Consider the following 15,845-nt stretch of genomic DNA (forward strand, 5'->3'; position numbering starts at 1 on the left):
GGGGCCAGCCGTTCGCGAGGACACGGGGACCGGTCGAGCAGATGGATGTCACCTGCGAGCGTTGCAGCACCGAGTACGAGTTCGACGACGCGCTCGTGTCGGAGCGCGGCACGACGGTCAAGTGCACGAACTGCGGCTTCCAGTTCAAGGTCCGCCGCACCGACGGCGCGCTCCCCGAGAAGTGGGTGGTGCGCACGCTCGGCGGCCGGGAGCTCGAGTTCAAGATGCTCCGGGAGCTCCAGGCGGCGATCACCCAGGGCCAGATCACCCGCGACGATGTGATCTCGCGCGGCAACGCGAGGCCGCGGCGGCTCGGGTCGATCGCGGAGCTGGAGCCGTTCTTCAAGGGGCCGGGCGGCATCGTGATGGCCGGGACCGCGCTGGGCATCGGCGGGCCCTCGCCGTTCCCTGGCCGCTCGAGGTCGCTGACGCCTCCAGGGCTCGGCGGTCCGGCGCCGGCGCAGACCGAGGGCTCGGTCGCGATCCCGCTCCCGCGGGCGGAGAGCGACGCGGACGCCGCCCCCGAGTCCATCCACGACGCCGAGACGATCGTTCGGGACGTGCGGGAGGTCCAGTCGGGCAAGGAGCGCCCGTCGCCGCGCCGCGGCGCGCAGACCGCGGCCTACGATTCCGAGGCCAGCGCCCCCGCGCGGGTGATGACGAAGCCGAGCGCGCTGCCCGGGGTGGTGGTGCCGCCGGAAGAGGCGCCGCCGCTGCCGGACGGGCACCCCGCGCGCCGGCAGGAGCCGCGGACCCTCCGCGGCGCGGGGGTCGCCGAGGTGCGCCAGGGCAGCGTCAGGCCCGGGCCCGCGGACGCCGGCGGCGAAGGGCAGGGGCGCGCCGCCGGGGCCGTGCCGCTGCGGATCCCGAACAGCGTTTCCCCGGCACGCCTCGAGCGCGCGGTCGCGTCCGCCGACAGCCCGGGAGAAGAAGCCCCCGTGGCGCGGCGCGGGTCGCCGCGCGCGGCGAGCGAGGACCACGCCGCGCGGAGGGCAGCGACGTCGGGGTCGCCGACCGCAGCCGTGGAGCCCGAGGGGCGTCCCTCCTACGTCGACGAGGGGGACGGCGATGCCGGGATCACGTCGCTGCCCTCGAGGAGGACGGGGATCGCGCGGTGGGTCGTCGGTCTCATCGTCGTCGGCCTCATGGTGGTGAGCGCGGCGACCCTCGGGCCGAAGTACCTCAAGCCGGCCGTCCAGACCCGGCCTGCGCCGAGCGACGATCGCGTCTCGGCGCTGCTCGCCGAGGGCGAGCGGAGCCTGGCCGAGGGGGATCCGGAGACGGCGAGGGACAAGCTCGTCAAGGCGAGCGCGCTCGCCGAGGACGACCCGCGCGTCGCGGCGGCGCTGGCCCGGGTCGAGACGGTGAACGCGGACGTGCGGTGGCTGCGGCTGCAGCTGCTCGCCGCAGGGGACGCGGATCTGGACACGGTGCGGCACGATCTCGACGTCGCGATCGAGCGCGCCCGCAAGGAGGTCGAGCACGCGCGGCGCGTCGCGCCGGCGAACGCCGAGGTGACCCGCGCGGCGATCGATCTGCTCCGCATGCAGGGCGATCTCGCCTCCGCACGGAAGCTCGTCGGCGCGATCTCGGCCGAGAGCGCGCAGCCGGAGAGCGCGCTGACGCTGGCCGCGCTCGATCTCGCGGAGGCTCATCCGAGCTGGGCCGCCGTCGTCGAGCGGCTCCGGACGGCGGCGAGCATCGAGCAGAGCCCCGGGCGAGCGCGGGCGCTGCTCGTCTATGCGCTCGCGAGGTCCGGCGATCTCGCGGCCGCGCGCGCCGAGAACGAGCGCCTGCTGGCGACGAGCCGGCCGCACCTGCTCGCGCGCCCGCTCCGGGCCTTCATCGACCGGCTCGAGAAGGCGCAGGGGGAGCCAGGCAGCGTCGCCGAGCCGGCGTCGAGCGCGCGCGCGGAGAGCCCGCGCGCGGGCTCTCCTCCGCCGAGCCCATCGACCGCGGCGAGCGCTCCTCCCGCGAGCCCGCCGGGGCGCGTTCGGCGCGGGCCGGAGCCGGAGCCGGACGACGGCCGCGTGCCCGACGACTACGTCGCCCCGGGCGGCGCCATCGATACGAGCGATCTCCCCGGCGTGCATCCGCCGCCGACCGCCACGCCCGGGGCGACGACGCCGCCGGTCGACACCTCGGATCTGCCTGGAATGAAGCATGAGTAAGCGCCGAGCTCGAGGGGTGCGATGGACCGGCGTCGGCGCCCTCGCCGTGGCGGCATCGATGGCAGGGTGCAGCGGGAGAGAGCGAGCGGCGCTGCCGGCGCCGCCCGCGGCGGGCCTCGACGAGCCGGCGGTCATCGAGATCGATCTCTCGCGCGGGCTCCCCGAGAGCGCGTCAGCGTCGCTGTTCGGCCCGCCGAGCGGCAGGACCCACGTGCAGCTCGTGCAGTCGTTGCGAGCGCTCTCCGGGTCCCCGAGCGCGAAGGGGTTCCTCGTGCGGCTCGGGAGCGCGCGCCTCGCGTTCGCGCGGGCCCACGAGATCGGCCGGATCCTCGGCGATGTCCGCGCGTCGGGGCGACCGGTCGTGTGCCACGCGGACGAGTACAACAACGCGACCATGCTGCTGGCGTCCATCGCGTGCAGCAAGCTCTGGCTCAGCCCTGCGGGGCAGGTCGACACGGTGGGGATCGCGGCGCAGCTGGTGTTCGCGAAGGGGCTCCTCGACAAGCTCAACGTGGACGTCGACTTCCTCCAGGTGGGGAAGTTCAAGGGCGCGAGCGAGCCGTTCACGCGGGAAGGGGCGAGCCCCGAGGCGCGCCGATCGCTCGAGTCCGCGCTCGGCGGGGTCCGTGAGGCGTGGCTCTCGGCCATCGTGGAGGGGCGCGGCAAGGAGGAGCTCCGGGAGGCCCTCGAGGACGGCCCGTTCGCTCCTGAGGAGGCGAAGGCGAGGGCGCTCGTGGACGAGATCGGCGATTTCGAGTCCGCGACCGAGGACGCGAAGAAGCTCGCCGGCACCGAGCGCTCCGTGCCGCGGTTCGGCGGCGCCCCGCGCGATGCGAGCCTCTCCCGGAGCCTCGTGGACGTGTTCCGGTCGGTCTCCGGGGCGAGCTCGCTGGGGACGCCGCACGTGACGGTCGTCCCGGCGATCGGCGGCATCACCATGAGCGCCAAGGGGATGCCCATCGGCTCGTCGGACGGGATCGGCGAGCGCGAGCTCGGGCAAACGATCACGCGCCTCACCGAGGATCCGAGCGTGAAGGCGGTCGTGCTCCGGATCGACTCGCCCGGCGGATCGGCGCTGGCCTCGGATCTGCTCTGGCAGAAGCTGATGCGGCTGCGGCAGAAGAAGCCGCTGGTCGTCTCGATCGGCGGGATGGCCGCGAGCGGCGGCTACTACCTCGCCTGCGCTGGCACCAAGATCGTCGCCGAGCGGACGAGCATCATCGGCTCGATAGGCGTCGTGGGCGGCAAGTTCGCCGTCGGGAAGGCGCTTGCGGACATCGGGATCAACGCAGAGACGGTCGCGGCCAACCCGGATCCTCAGCGGGCAGCGCGCGCCGCGTACATGTCGGCGCTCACACCCTGGGACGAGCCCACACGCGCCCGCGTGCTCGCCTCCATGGAGGCGGTTTACGATCTGTTCCTGAAGCGCATCACGGCCGGACGGAACCTCCCGCTGGAGACGATCGCGCCGTCGGCGGAGGGGCGCATCTTCGGCGGGGTCGAGGCCGCAGGGCGCTCGCTCGTCGATGAGCTCGGCGGCCTGGAGCGAGCGATCGCGCTCGCGCGCGAGCTGGCGGTGCTGCCGACGGATGCGCCGGTCGAGATCGAGCAGGACGACGGCGGGCTGCTGGAGCTCCTGGCGACCGGCGACGAAGCCAGCGAGGGCAGCGCGCGGGCTCCCGACCGCGCGGCGCTCAGGGAGCGCGCGCGGGAGGCGATGGCTTCCGTCCTCCTGCCGGAGTGGCTCGGCGTCGCGCCGGAGGTGGGGACATTCGCCGCCTCCATGGCGCCTCTCCTGGCCGGAGAGAGGGCGCTCACGGTGTTACCGTTCGCGGTGACGCTCCGGTAAAGCGCGAGATTGCACCTGAAGATTGGCCTTGTACCTCGGTCGTTCTGGTAGGCTGAGCGGGTTCAGCACACCCGAAGCGGGTCGCCGAAATGAGCTCTTCACCTCCGGATCGGGCAGCATCAGCGTCGGGCGCGAGGAGGTCGCTGCATTCGCCGGAGCTGATGGATCCTGCCGGGCCCGCCTCTGCGGGGCAGCTGGTCCTCGCAGGGGCCCGCGTGATCGCGCCGGTGTCGCGCCACCGCGGCCCGCGGGCTGAAGAGGCCTACTGGCGCGCGCGGGTGGACGAGCGCCGCGCGGCCGGCGACGTGCAAGGGGAGCGCGAGGCAGCCCTCGCCCTCGCGAGGACCCTCGCCGCGCGCGGCGTCGAGCTGGACCAGGCGGCGGTGCTCGCCCGCCGGGCGCTCTCGCTGGGCGACGATCCGGCGATGAGGAGCGAGCTCGCCGGCTGGCTGGCCGGGCTGGGCGAGCCAGCCCTCGCCGCGGCGGCGCTGCGCGGCCTCCGCGACGACGCGCAGCCGCCCGCCGCGACGGCGCGGATGCTGGTGAAGATCGCCGTGCTCCTCGCGCGCGCCAGCGACGTCGCGGGCGCTGTCGACGCGCTCGAAGAGGCGAGCGAGCTCGCCCCGGACGACGCGATGGCGAGCGAGCTTCTCGGCACGATCGCGGCCTGGGCGTCGGACGAGGTGTTCCCCGCGGCCGCGGCGAAGGCGTACCTGGAGGCGGCCAAGCGGCGCGAAGCCGCGCGGGAGCGGGAGGCGGCGTTCGAGGATCGCCTGCGCGCCTTCGAGATCGCGCCTCACGACGACATGGCGGCCAAAGCCATGGCGGCCGCGCTGTTCTTGCGCAGCCGGCAGGGCGCGGCCGACGAGGTGCTCCGGACGCACGCCGACGCGCTCGCGGCGCGGGCGGCTCGCGGCGAGGGCGAGGCCGCTGGCCCCGCCAGCCTGCGACGCGCGATGGAGGTGCACGGCCACCGGCTCCAGGGCGCGACGAACGAGGGCGACTGGGCGCGCGCGGTCGGGTGCGTGCTCGACGCCGGCCTCGACGGGGCGATCGACGGCGACGCCGCCCGCGCGATCGACGAGGTGCTCGAGCAGGCGGGGCTCTACGAGCTCGTGGCCGCGCGGATCGAGCTCAGGGCGGAGCAGCGGGTCGGGGCGTCGAGGGCCGAGGCGTACGTGGCGCTCGCGCGGCTCCACGCTGGCCCGCTCGCGAGCCCCGATCGCGCCGTGGAGGCCTGGATCGAGGCCGCGGCGAGCGACTCCGGCAGCGCCGCCGCGCGCTCCGCGCTGCGCGACCACGCGGCGACCCTGCACGACATGGCGCCCCTCGTCGAGGCGCTCATCCGCATCGGCGAGGGCTCGGACGCGAGGGCGACGGAGGACGCAGCGGGGCGGATCGACGCGCTCTCGGAGCTCGCGCGCCTCGCGGAAGAGAAGATCGGCGACCCCGGCCTCGCGCGCTGGGCGCTCGAGACGCTGAGAGACGTCGGCGGCGACCCGAAGCACGCCGAGGCAGGGCTCCAGCGGATCGCCGATCGGCTGAAGGGGCAGGACGAGGCGCTCTCGGCGGCGCAGCGCGCGCTCCGCGGCGCGGACACCGCCGAGGGGCGGATCGACGCGCTCCGCCGGCTCGTCGTGATCTACCGCGGCCGCCCGAAGGAGCGCGCGGCCTACGAGGAGGCGCTCGTGGGGCTCTCGCGGGCGCTGCCGGCCGACCGCGGCTGCCTGCTGGCGCTCGATCGGCTGAGCCGGCGGACCGGGGGCGGCGCCGCGCTCGACGCCCTGCTCCGCGCGCGGCTGGCCGAGGCGCTGCGGGCGCCCTCCGAGGCCGAGGGCGCGCGCTCCGCGAGGTCCGAGGCGATCCGCGCGTCCTTGCTGACGCGGGTCGAGCTGGTGCGCGCAAGGCTCCTCCTGTCGGCGATCGCGCGGCGGCAAGGCCAGGACGCCCGCGCCCTCGACGAGGTGTTGCCGCTGCTCGGCGAGGCCCCGGGGCACCGCGGCGCGGCGAGCGCTGCGCTCGTGCTGGCCACGCGGACCGGGCGCCTGCGGGAGCGCGCCGACGCGCTCGTGCAGCTCGCCGCGCCGGTCTGGCCGGCGCTGCGCGCGGTGCTGCTCTCGATCGCGGCGGCGCTCTACCAACAACGGACGCAGCGGGCGCTCTCGCGCGAGGTCGCGCTGCTCGCCTGCGAGGCCGATCCGTCGTCCGCGCGCGCCGTGGCCACGCTCGCCTCCATCCTCACGGCAGATCTCGCCGCCGCCGCCGAGGCCGGCGAGGCGCCTCCGTTCGAGGTCGACCGGGCGGTGGCGGCCGCGATCGAGCGCTCCATCACCACGGTGTTCCCGCGCGGCGCGCTCTGCGACGGCCTCGCGAGGGCGCTGGAGGCGCTGGGCGAGCTGCCGCTCGCGCTCGCGTGGACCCAGCGCTGGCTCGCGCTGCGGCCAGGGTGCCCCCAGGCGACCGCGGAGCTCATCCGCCGCGCCGCGGCCGCCGGCGACGCGGCCCGGCTCTCGGACGCGCTCGCGTGGATCCTGGCGCAGCCCAAGCCGCTCGGCGAGATGGCGGCCGCGCTGGCGAGCGCGCTGCACGCCCTCTACGACCTCGATCCCGAGCGCGGCACGGCGCTCGCGAGGCGCTCGCTCGACGTCTTCGGACCGCAGAACCCGCTCTTGCGCGAGCGGCTGCTGGAGCTCGCGCGCCGGGCGGGCGACCCTCACCTCGCCGTGACCGTGCTCGAGCGGTGGCTGGCCGTCGAGATGACGGCGTCGCACGCCCCCGAGCTGATGTTCATGCTCGCCGATTGCCGGCTCGACGGCGGCGATCCGGACGGGGCGGCGCAGGAGCTCGCGCGCGCAGCCGCCGTGCAGGCGGATCCTCACGAGGTCCTCACGCGGGTCCAGCGCCTCGAGTCGTCGCTGCTCGACGCGAAGGGGCTCAGCTCCGACGGCGCCATCGCGCTGGCCGAGGCGAAGGCCCGGGCGTTCGCCGCGCGGGGCGCCGACACGGCGGGAGAGGCCGCGGCAGCGTGGCGTGAGCTCGGCAGCCTGCGCTGGGACCTGGCGGAGGATCACCGGGGCGCCGAGGAGGCGTTCTTCCGCGCGAGCGAGCTCGCGCCGAGCGGCGGGACCGAGCGTTACGCGCGGGACATGTGCGAGTTCGCGGGCGTCGAGGCGGCGATCGACGCGCTCGTCGCGCGCTCCGCGGAGGCCCGGGGCGAGGGAGGAGCGCAGCCCGCCGCGGACGAGAACGGTTGGTCGGGCGACGTCGGGCCCGAGCGACGCAGGCGCGCCAACCTGCTGATCGAGGCCGCCAACCTCGCGCACGAGCACGGCCTGCCCGAGCGCGCGCTCTCCGCGGCGGCGAGCGCGATCGAGCTCGATCCCCTCCGCGCCGACGCCGTCGCGCTGGTCGAGAAATCGGCGGACGCCGACGGCGGCATCGTCGTCCTCGACAAGACCTACCGGCTGCTCGCCGGCGCGGCCCTCGGCTGCTATGGGCGCCGCGCCGCCCATTACCGCGCGGCGCGGCAGCTGGAGCGGCGCGGCGCGTTCGAGCTCGCGCTCGCGCACGCCGTGGCCAGCTTCGAGGCGGTCCCCACCGAGGGCACCTCGTACGTGCTGCTCGCTCGGCTCGCCGAGCACGTCGGCGAGCCGTCGGACGCCGTGCGCGCGCTCGAGCGGGTGGCGGCGACGGCCGATCCGGCGACGCGCAATGCCTGGTTGAAGCGCGCCGCGGCCCTCACAGGCCGCACGGAGGAGGGCCTCCGGCTGCGCCTCGACATCCTGCTCCGCGCGATGGTCGTGCGCCCGGATCCGGCGCTCGTCGAGGACGTCGGCGCGGCCATCCGCGATCTCGTCGCGTGCACGGGGCAGCCGGAGGTCGAGACCATCCGCTTCGACCGCGCGGTCAAGGCGAGCATCGCGAAGCTCGACGGCCCCGAGGGGGCCCGCGCGGGGCTCGCCATGGCGCGCATCGCCGTCGCCGTCCTCGACTCGCCCGCGCTCGCGCTCGCCGCGATCGAGCGCGCGATGCTCGCCGACGGCGACGTCGACGAGTTCCAGACGCTCCTCGACATCGTCGGCGAGCTCGCGCAGCAGACCGAGCCGGCGTCGCACCTCGTCGCGGCGGTGTACGCCGCAGCGATGAGGCCGCACTCGAGCGTCGGTCCCAGCCTGCTCAGGTGGGCGAGCAAGCTCGCGGGCGCCTTGAACGTGCCGCCGGTCGCGGCGGCGCTGCTCGTGGAGGCGGCCCGGCGCGCGCCGGAGGACGACGCGCTCGCGTACGAGGCGGAGGCGGCCGTCGAGGCCAGCGGGGACGAGGCGCTGAAGCGCTCGCTGGACGATGCCTTGCCGGTCGCGCGGCGCCTCGAGGCGCTGCTGCACCTCGCCGACAAGCACGAGCGCGAGGGCCAGCGCGCCGAGGCCACCGTCGCCCTGGAGCGGGCGCTCGCCGGCGGCCAGCTCCTGGGCGAGGTGCGCACCGAGGTCGTCACCCGGCTGCGCCGGCTGTACGCGGCCGAGCGTCGCGGCGCCGATCTCGAGGCGCTCGTCCAGTCCGAGCTCGCGCGCATCGACCTGCCGGATGACGTCCGCCTCGGGTTGACGCGCGAGCTCGCCGGCATCCTCGCCGCCGGCGGCGATCTCGATGGCGCGGTGGAGCTCCTCCTCGAAGCCGCGCAGAAGACGCCGTTCGACGAGGCGCACATCGACGAGCTCATCCAGCTCGCGCGGAGCACCGACGATCGCCAGCGGCTCTTCGACGTGCTCACGCGCCTCCAGGGCATCCTGACCGGCGACGAGGAGCGGCTGCTCGTGCTTCGCGAGCTCGCGCCGCTGGCCCAGGAGCTCGGCGATCGCGGCGCCGCGGTGGCGCTCTACGAGGCGATCGCCCGGCTGGATCTCACCGACATGCACGCCGTCGAGATCGTCGAGCAGGACGCGAGCGACCGCGGCGATCACGCCGCGGTCGCCGCCCTCCTCGCGCGGCGCATCGAGGTGGCTCCGCTGCCGGACACGCGGCGCGCGCTGCGGCTCCGGCGGGCCGCCCTGCTCGAGCAGCGCCTCGGCCTGCTCGACGAGGCGTGCGCCGAGCTGGAGGCCCTGCTCGCGGCGTCGCCCGACGACGTGAGCGCGCTGAGGTTCCTCGCGGACATCCACGAGCGGCTCGGGACGCCGCTCCGCGCCGCCCCGCTCTGGTGCAGGCTGGGCGATCTCGCGACGACCACCGACGAGCGGGCCGAGTACAGCCTCCGCGCGTGCAGCAGCTACCTCGGCGGCGGGGATGTCGAGTCGGCGAAGGACACGCTGGAGAGCGTCGCTCGCATCGCGCCGCGGGAGGCCGTGATCGAGCTCCGCGTCGAGATCGCCCGCCGGGAGGGGGACGGCCACGCGCTCGCCGCGGCGCTCGATCAGCTCGCCAGCGCGTCGCGCGACGCCCCGGAGCGGCGCGCGCAGCTGCTGGTCGAGGCGGCGCGCGCCACCTCGACGCTCGGGGACGACGCGACGGCGCTCGAGCGCGCTCGCCGCGCCGTGAAGCTCGCCCCGGAGTCGCCCGACGCCGTCCTCGAGGCGCGCCGCATCGAGTACCGCCTGCGCGGGACCGGGACGCCGCGCGACGCGCAGGCCGCGGTGGAGGAGCTCGGCCGCATCGCGCCGCGCCTGCGCCCGGCGCACGTCGACCTGCACGCGTTCCTGCTCGCCGAGACGCTCGACGTCATCCAGGGCCACGGCGCCGGCATGCGGGAGCTGACCCGGCGCCACGCCGAGGTCGGCCCGAGCACGCTGGTCGCGCTCGGCATGGCGGAGCGCCTGGCCCTGAAGCGGAACTTCTCTGCCGCCCTCCCGCTGTTCGATCGCGCGCTCGGCGGCGATCTCCAGGGCATGCGCGCGCGCGGTCGGGTCGCGCTAGCCGCCGCCGAGAACGCTCAGAACGCCGGCGATCTCGAGGCGGCCGCGCGCCTGCTCGAGGAGGCCGCGGCGGAGCCGGAGACGCGCACGCTCGCGCTGCGCCGCCAGCTGGAGCTCACGGCTGCGCGAGGCGAGCCCGAGGCCGCCCGGAAGGCGCTCGAGGAGCTCGCCGCGCAGAGCTCGGGGATCGATCGCGCGCGCGCGCTGATGCAGCTCGCGCGTCTGCACGCGTCGAGCGACCCGGATCGCGCGGCGAAGATCCTCTCGCAGGCCACGGTGCTCGCGGGCACGGATCGCTCGCTGGGGCTGAAGATCGCCGAGCTGAACGCCGAGCTGGCCAGCGAGCGGGCGACCCTGCCTCCCGAGGAAGTGCCCCAGGCCACGACGCTCCGCGCAGGCGCCGCGGAGCCGGCCCAGGCGGCACCAGAGGCGCCGCCCAGCGTTGCGTCGGCAGCGAGCGGCGCTGGGCCTGCGAGCAGCCGCGCGCCGTCGGGCGGCGTCGGGCCCGCGAGCAGCCGCGCGCCGTCGAGCGGCGTCGGGCCCGCGAGCAGCCGCGCGCCGTCGAGCGGCGTCGGGCCCGCGAGCAGCCGCGCGCCGTCGAGCGGCGCTGGGCCCGCGAGCAGCCGCGCGCCGTCGAGCGGCGTCGGGCCTGCGAGCAGCCGCGCGCCGTCCAGCGGCGCGCCGGCCTCGAGCAACCCGCACATCGATCTCGTCGAGCTCAACGACCCGCTCGACGAGGGGTTGATCGCCGACGACCCGTCTCAATCCACCTCTGCCGAGCTTTCGGACGACGATCTGCTCGACGGGACGGCGAGCACCGCGGCCTCGCCGGGGCCGCCACCGAGCGCTGCGCCAGGTCCCGCGGAGAGCAACGCCGCGCGCGGCGGCGCCGCGTCGGGCCGCTCCAGCGTCGGCGCGCCGCACGCCGGGCCCCCGGTCTCCGCCCCGGCGTCGATCCAGCCGCCCTCCTCCGCGACGCGGCTCGTGGCCGCGTGGTCGCCGTCCGCCGCCGAGAGCTTCGAGGAAGCCGCGCTCTTCCGCGAGCTCGCCGCGGGCTCGTTCGACGCTGGCGAGCGGCTCATCAAGAGCTTCGCTCCGCGCGACGATCGCTCGCGGGAGGCGCTGGCGGTCCGACGGATGCAGGCCCACCTGCGCCTCGGCGACCGGAGCACCCTGGAGCGCCTCCAGGCGGCCGCGATCGCCGACAAGAACATGACCTACGCCCGCGCCATCGAGCACGTGCTGCGCGCCTTCGACGGTGACGAGCCGTCCGATCGGCCCGGCGAGGGCGTCGTCACGCCGCCGCCCCTCGCCGCGCAGCGCGACGCGCCGGAGCTCGTGAGCGCGCTGCTCTTCCGCGATCTGGAGTCGCCGGTCAACGAAGCGCTCGCGATCGTCTGGGAGACGGGCCTCTATCGCCGCGACGCAGGCCAGTCCGGGCTCGTCCCCTCCGAGCGGATCCAGCCGACATCGCCCACCCTCCTCGGGGAGATCTACGGCGTCATGGCCGCTCACCTCGGCCTCTTGCGCACCGCGCTCTTCCACCAGCGCGCTCCCTTGCCTGCTCCGTCGTCGCCGGAGGGGCAGATCATCCGGGTCAACCCGCCGGCCGTGCTGCTGCGGGGCGAGGTCCGCGAGGACACCCCCGAGCTGCGTTACCTGCTCGGCGCTCAGCTCGCTGGCGCCATGCCCGACCATGTCCTGGTGAACACCAGCTCGGAGGATGAGCTCCGCACGCTGCTCTCTGCCATCGTCGCCGCGTTCGGTCCTCTGGAGGCCACCGCGCACAGCGCCCGCGGCAACCCGGCGGTGGTGCGGCTCGAGCAGAACCTCTGGCAGCTCATCCCGCCGCGCGCAGAGCGTCGACTCCGCGAGATCTGCGACAGCGCCGACAAGATCACCTACGAGGGGGCCGTCAAGACGACCCGCACCGCGATGCGCCGCGCTGGCCTCTTCGCCGCGGGCAACGTCGCCACGGCCGTGCGCGCGACCATCAAGGAGCGCGGCCTGGAGCTGGCGGTCCCGCTCTCCGACCCCGAAGGGCTCGCCGCGGCCTGCGCGTCGGTCCCCGAGATCGCCGATCTCGTACGCCTCGCGACGCGGATGGAGTACGCCGAAGCGCGATGGCAGCCAGGTACGGTGCCTTCACTCCGGCGGGTCGACACGGGAAGCTCGCGCTTCCGTGCAGGCACGTAGGCGTCGCGGCACCCACCGCGCGGACGTCGGCGGCGTCATGTTCCTTGCAGACCTCGCGCCCCCGCAGAGCCGACCGGAGCCCGGTCGTATCCCGTCCCAACCGAGCTTCCCCGTGTGCATGTCCGTACTTCGCCCGGGTGCGATGATTGCGGGGTGGCCGCATCGGCGCATCCGTCTCGACGCGACAGCGCTGTCACAGCGCCGCCGCTGGTTGCGCGGCGCCCTGTCGAGCGGATGCACGCCCCACGCTGCCCGGAACGCCGTCTGTCGGTTGGCACGAACATCGCCTTCTCGCGCAGGTGTGATTTTCCCCTGCGCCTGCTCGGGTGCGGACCCGTTCGGGCTCCGCGCGTCGCTCTCATCAGCTCGGCGGCCATCGGTCGCCAGCGTCTCTGCGGACCCGCGGCGCTGTCCCGCCGCATCGCGCCGGGGGCGGCTCCTGCTCCGCGCTGCGCGCGCCGCGTCCTCGGCGAGGAGGGCACGGTGAGCTCGCGACCCGTCGTGTGCGCCGCGCTGCTCGCCTGCCTAACCTCGGTGGCCTGCGGCATTCCCCTCGAGATGGCGGACTCCGCCCCCATGAACGCCTGCGACAGGTCGGTCGAGTGCGGCCCGGAGGCGACCTGCGCCGATGTCAGCGGGCAACGCGCGTGCGTCTCGACCAGCGCGAACCTCGACGGGCTCATCCTCGAGATCCGGCCGCGCGCCTCGCCCGAGCTGGGCGCGGAGGTCTCCCATCTCCTCGCCATCGACGCAGCGAGCGGCTTCCCCCCTCACGACCCTGGCGGGCAGGTGCATTCCGTCGATCTCACGATCCCCATGCCCGCGCGCGTGGAGGCCACGGTGCGCCTCGGCGGCTCCTACTGCGAAGGCCTCACCGGCGGGCAGCTCCCCGTGACCGGCGGGCAGTTCCCTTTGAAGGTCGAGTTCCGGCGCATCGCGCCCATCCTGGGCCTGCCCACCCAGACCTACTCGACGCTCTCGGAGCCGAACGGCGAAGGCGGCCAGAGATTCCAGATCGAGATCCCTGCAGGCGACTACCACATCTCGCTGACGCCGCAGGCGCGCGCCGACTGCCGCGACGACATCCCTCCGCCGATCTTCCTGCCGAACCAGGTGGTCCCCGAGCAGTGGACGCTCGGCATCAACGCCGAGGCGCCCTCCGTGCTCCAGGGGAGCTTGCAGGTGCCTGAGGGCGTGCGCGTCGACGGGTGGAAGCTCGATCTCGTCGACCCGGTGACCGGCAGCGTCCTCTCCCAGGTAGGCCTCCTCCAACAGGCCGAGCCCGACCCGCAGGCGACCGCGACGCAGGTCAAGTTCAGCCTGAAGTTCTACTGGGCCGACAAGGACAAGGACAGGAGCCCGCTCATCCGGCTGCGCCCGAAGGACGGCGAGCCGAGGCCCACGGTCTACTGGGACCTCGCTGCGCTCGCGCTCCAGGGCTCCACGGGGAACCTGGACCTGTCGCTCCTCCAGCTCGACGCGGCGGCGCGCCGCGTGGAAGGTCAGACGCTCGATGCGGCAGGCAACCCGGTGCTCTCCGCCGTCCGCATCCAGAGCGCCGTCATCGACAGGGCGCCCACCGCCGCCTACAAGCTGGACACCGAGACGGACGCGAACGGCCTCTTCCGTGCCGACCTCCCGCCAGGCGAGTACGTCCTCTTCGCGCAGCCGATCAACGACACCACCAAGGCGGCCGCCAAGCAGACGCTCAAGTTCGCCGCCAGCGACGACTGCTACTGCGGTCAGTCGGTCATCATCCCCGAGGCCGGGACGCTGACCGGCCGCGTCCAGGGGCCCATGGGCGAGCTGATGGATGGCGCCAGCGTGTTCGCGGTCCCTTCCCGTGGCCAGGTCACGGCGTACATCGGCCAGGTGCTGACGCCCGAGCCGCTGCTGCCCCGGCAGGCGTCCGGGGTCCTCCGTGACGGCACCTTCTCGATCGGCGTCGACCCAGGGGAGTTCGACTTCTCGGTCCGCCCGATGCCCGGCTCCGCCTACCCCTGGCTCGTCCGGCCGCGCCTTGCGGTCTCCGCGATGGATGCCGCGGTCACCGACCTCGAGCTCGCCATGTCGTACCCGGCCGTTCTCCAGGGCGTCGTCCGCGACGCGTCGGGCGCCCGTCTCGGCGACGCCACGGTCGTGGCTTGGCTGCCCGTCCAGAGCACGACCGCGCGGGATACGGCCGCGAGGGGCATCCAGATCGGCGAGACCCGGTCGGCGGCCGATGGCTCCTATGTGCTGCCGCTCCCCCCATCGATGTCCCGGTGAAGTCGGAGCGAAAAAGGGCGGTACCAGCTCAGCGCGGAGCGAGATAGGCTAACGCCCGTGGCGCAGCCGACGCGCGGTGGGACATCGGAGCCTTCAACCGAGGATGGCCTGACCCTCGCGCCTCCTCTACGCGGCGACCTGGGCCAGCGCGCCGACGAGGAGCGCGCGACCGGGACCTCGCTTCCGTCTGCGCAGGAGCTCGCGATCGCGCTGCACGAGGTCTCCAACGCGCTCACCGTCATCGTGGGTTGCATCGAGCGCGCGCAGGGCGAGCAAGGCCCCGAGCTGGGCCGTGCGCTCGGCGTCGCTGCCTCCCGCGCGCGCGACGCTCGCCGCCTGATCCGGCGAGCCATCGGCGCCGAGGGCGAGGGGCGTCCGGCGGGCGACGGCGAGGTGGCGTCGAGGCCGCTGGGGGAGCCGGCGCGCCTGATCGCCGACGTCATCGACGATGCCGTGACGGGGCTCGAGCCCGAGGCGCGGCGCTCCGCGATCGCGCTCCGCGCGGTGATCGAGCCCGCGATCGCGCGGACCGGCGTGAGCAACGGCGCTGCGGTCGTGCAGATCTTGACGAACCTGCTGCTCAACGCGGTGGCGCTGTCGCCCCGCGGCTCGTCCGTCCGTGTCGATGCCAGGCTCGAGGGCGCCGCGGTCGTCATCGGCGTCGCGGACCAGGGGCCCGGCGTCCCGCCGTCGCGCCGCGCGACGCTGCTGAGCTCGGGCGTCTCGACGCGGCCTGGCGGAGCGGGCATCGGTCTCCGCCACTCCGCGGCGCTGGCGAGCGCTGCCGGCGGCGGGCTCGCGCTCGTGCCTTCGGAGGAAGGCGCTCGCTTCGAGCTGCGCTGGCCCGTCGAGGACACTCCGCCTGCCGACGCCCCGCCCCGCGAAGCAGGCGCCGAGGAAGGGCCGCCCGTGCCGCGGAGCATGGCGTCGCCGTCGCAGCCGGGGACGGTCCTGGACGGCGTCAGGATCCTGGTGGTCGAGGACGACGACGCGGTGGTGGATCTGCTCGACACGGCGCTCACCGCGCGTGGCGCGAGCATCGTCAGCGTGCAGAGCGCGCTCGAGCTCCCGGGGGCCCTCGCCTCCGGGCCGTTCCAGGCTGCGCTGCTCGACATCTCGCCGATCCAGCAGGACGTCCTCGGCACCGTCTCCGCCGTGCGCAGGGCCAACCCGGACGTGCGGCTCGTGGTCATGTCCGGCAGCGCCGGCGCCGATCCTCTCCCCGCGAACTCCGGCGTGTCCTGGGTGCGCAAGCCGTTCGAGATCCGCGAGATCGTCGAGGCGCTCGTCCGCTGAAGGGCCCGCGGGAGGGTGCGCGCAGCGCTCGGTGCGGTGCGGGCGTGCCCTTCTGGTGCGCGCCCCGGTCGCGCGGCCGCAGCCTGGGCAGCGGGCGATCGGCCAAGGCCGGGAGGCCGCCACGGCTGAGCAGCGCGGGCGCTGCGCCGTGTGACGACG

General features: G+C 75.1%; 5 protein-coding genes. All 5 read left to right on the plus strand.

The genetic code is table 11. The features are described from left to right. Positions 1-41: 41 nt before the first annotated feature. The 5 genes from WMF29_RS45915 to WMF29_RS45935 all read left to right on the plus strand — a co-directional run bounded on the left by WMF29_RS45915 (position 42) and on the right by WMF29_RS45935 (position 15,686). Positions 42-2,171, plus strand: a complete 2,130-nt coding sequence (locus WMF29_RS45915) for a zinc-ribbon domain-containing protein (protein ID WP_437326352.1) — start codon at positions 42-44, stop codon at positions 2,169-2,171. Then, complete coding sequence (locus WMF29_RS45920) at positions 2,164-4,020, plus strand: S49 family peptidase (protein ID WP_437326353.1); 1,857 nt, start codon at positions 2,164-2,166, stop codon at positions 4,018-4,020. Before WMF29_RS45915 ends, WMF29_RS45920 begins: the two co-directional genes overlap by 8 nt. Before the next feature lie 161 nt (positions 4,021-4,181). After that, a complete protein-coding gene (locus WMF29_RS45925; protein WP_437326354.1) occupies positions 4,182-12,122 on the plus strand; it encodes a hypothetical protein in 7,941 nt (2,646 codons plus the stop codon). Positions 12,123-12,605: 483 nt separating this feature from the next. Continuing rightward, positions 12,606-14,390, plus strand: a complete 1,785-nt coding sequence (locus WMF29_RS45930) for a carboxypeptidase-like regulatory domain-containing protein (protein WP_437326355.1) — start codon at positions 12,606-12,608, stop codon at positions 14,388-14,390. Positions 14,391-14,447: 57 nt separating this feature from the next. Next, on the plus strand, positions 14,448-15,686 hold the full coding sequence (locus tag WMF29_RS45935) for an ATP-binding protein (protein ID WP_437326356.1): 1,239 nt from the start codon (positions 14,448-14,450) through the stop codon (positions 15,684-15,686). Positions 15,687-15,845 lie beyond the last annotated feature (159 nt).

It is taken from the genome of Sorangium sp. So ce381 (assembly GCF_051473845.1).
In the GTDB taxonomy this organism is placed as follows: Bacteria; Myxococcota_A; Polyangia; order Polyangiales; family Polyangiaceae; genus Sorangium; species Sorangium atrum.

What these genes read in the sequence shown, in the direction of transcription:
- WMF29_RS45915 (WP_437326352.1), top strand. Translation starts at nt 42, where the DNA reads ATGGATGTCACCTGCGAGCGTTGCAGCACCGAGTACGAGTTCGACGAC.
- WMF29_RS45920 (WP_437326353.1), top strand. Translation starts at nt 2,164, where the DNA reads ATGAGTAAGCGCCGAGCTCGAGGGGTGCGATGGACCGGCGTCGGCGCC.
- WMF29_RS45925 (WP_437326354.1), top strand. Translation starts at nt 4,182, where the DNA reads ATGGATCCTGCCGGGCCCGCCTCTGCGGGGCAGCTGGTCCTCGCAGGG.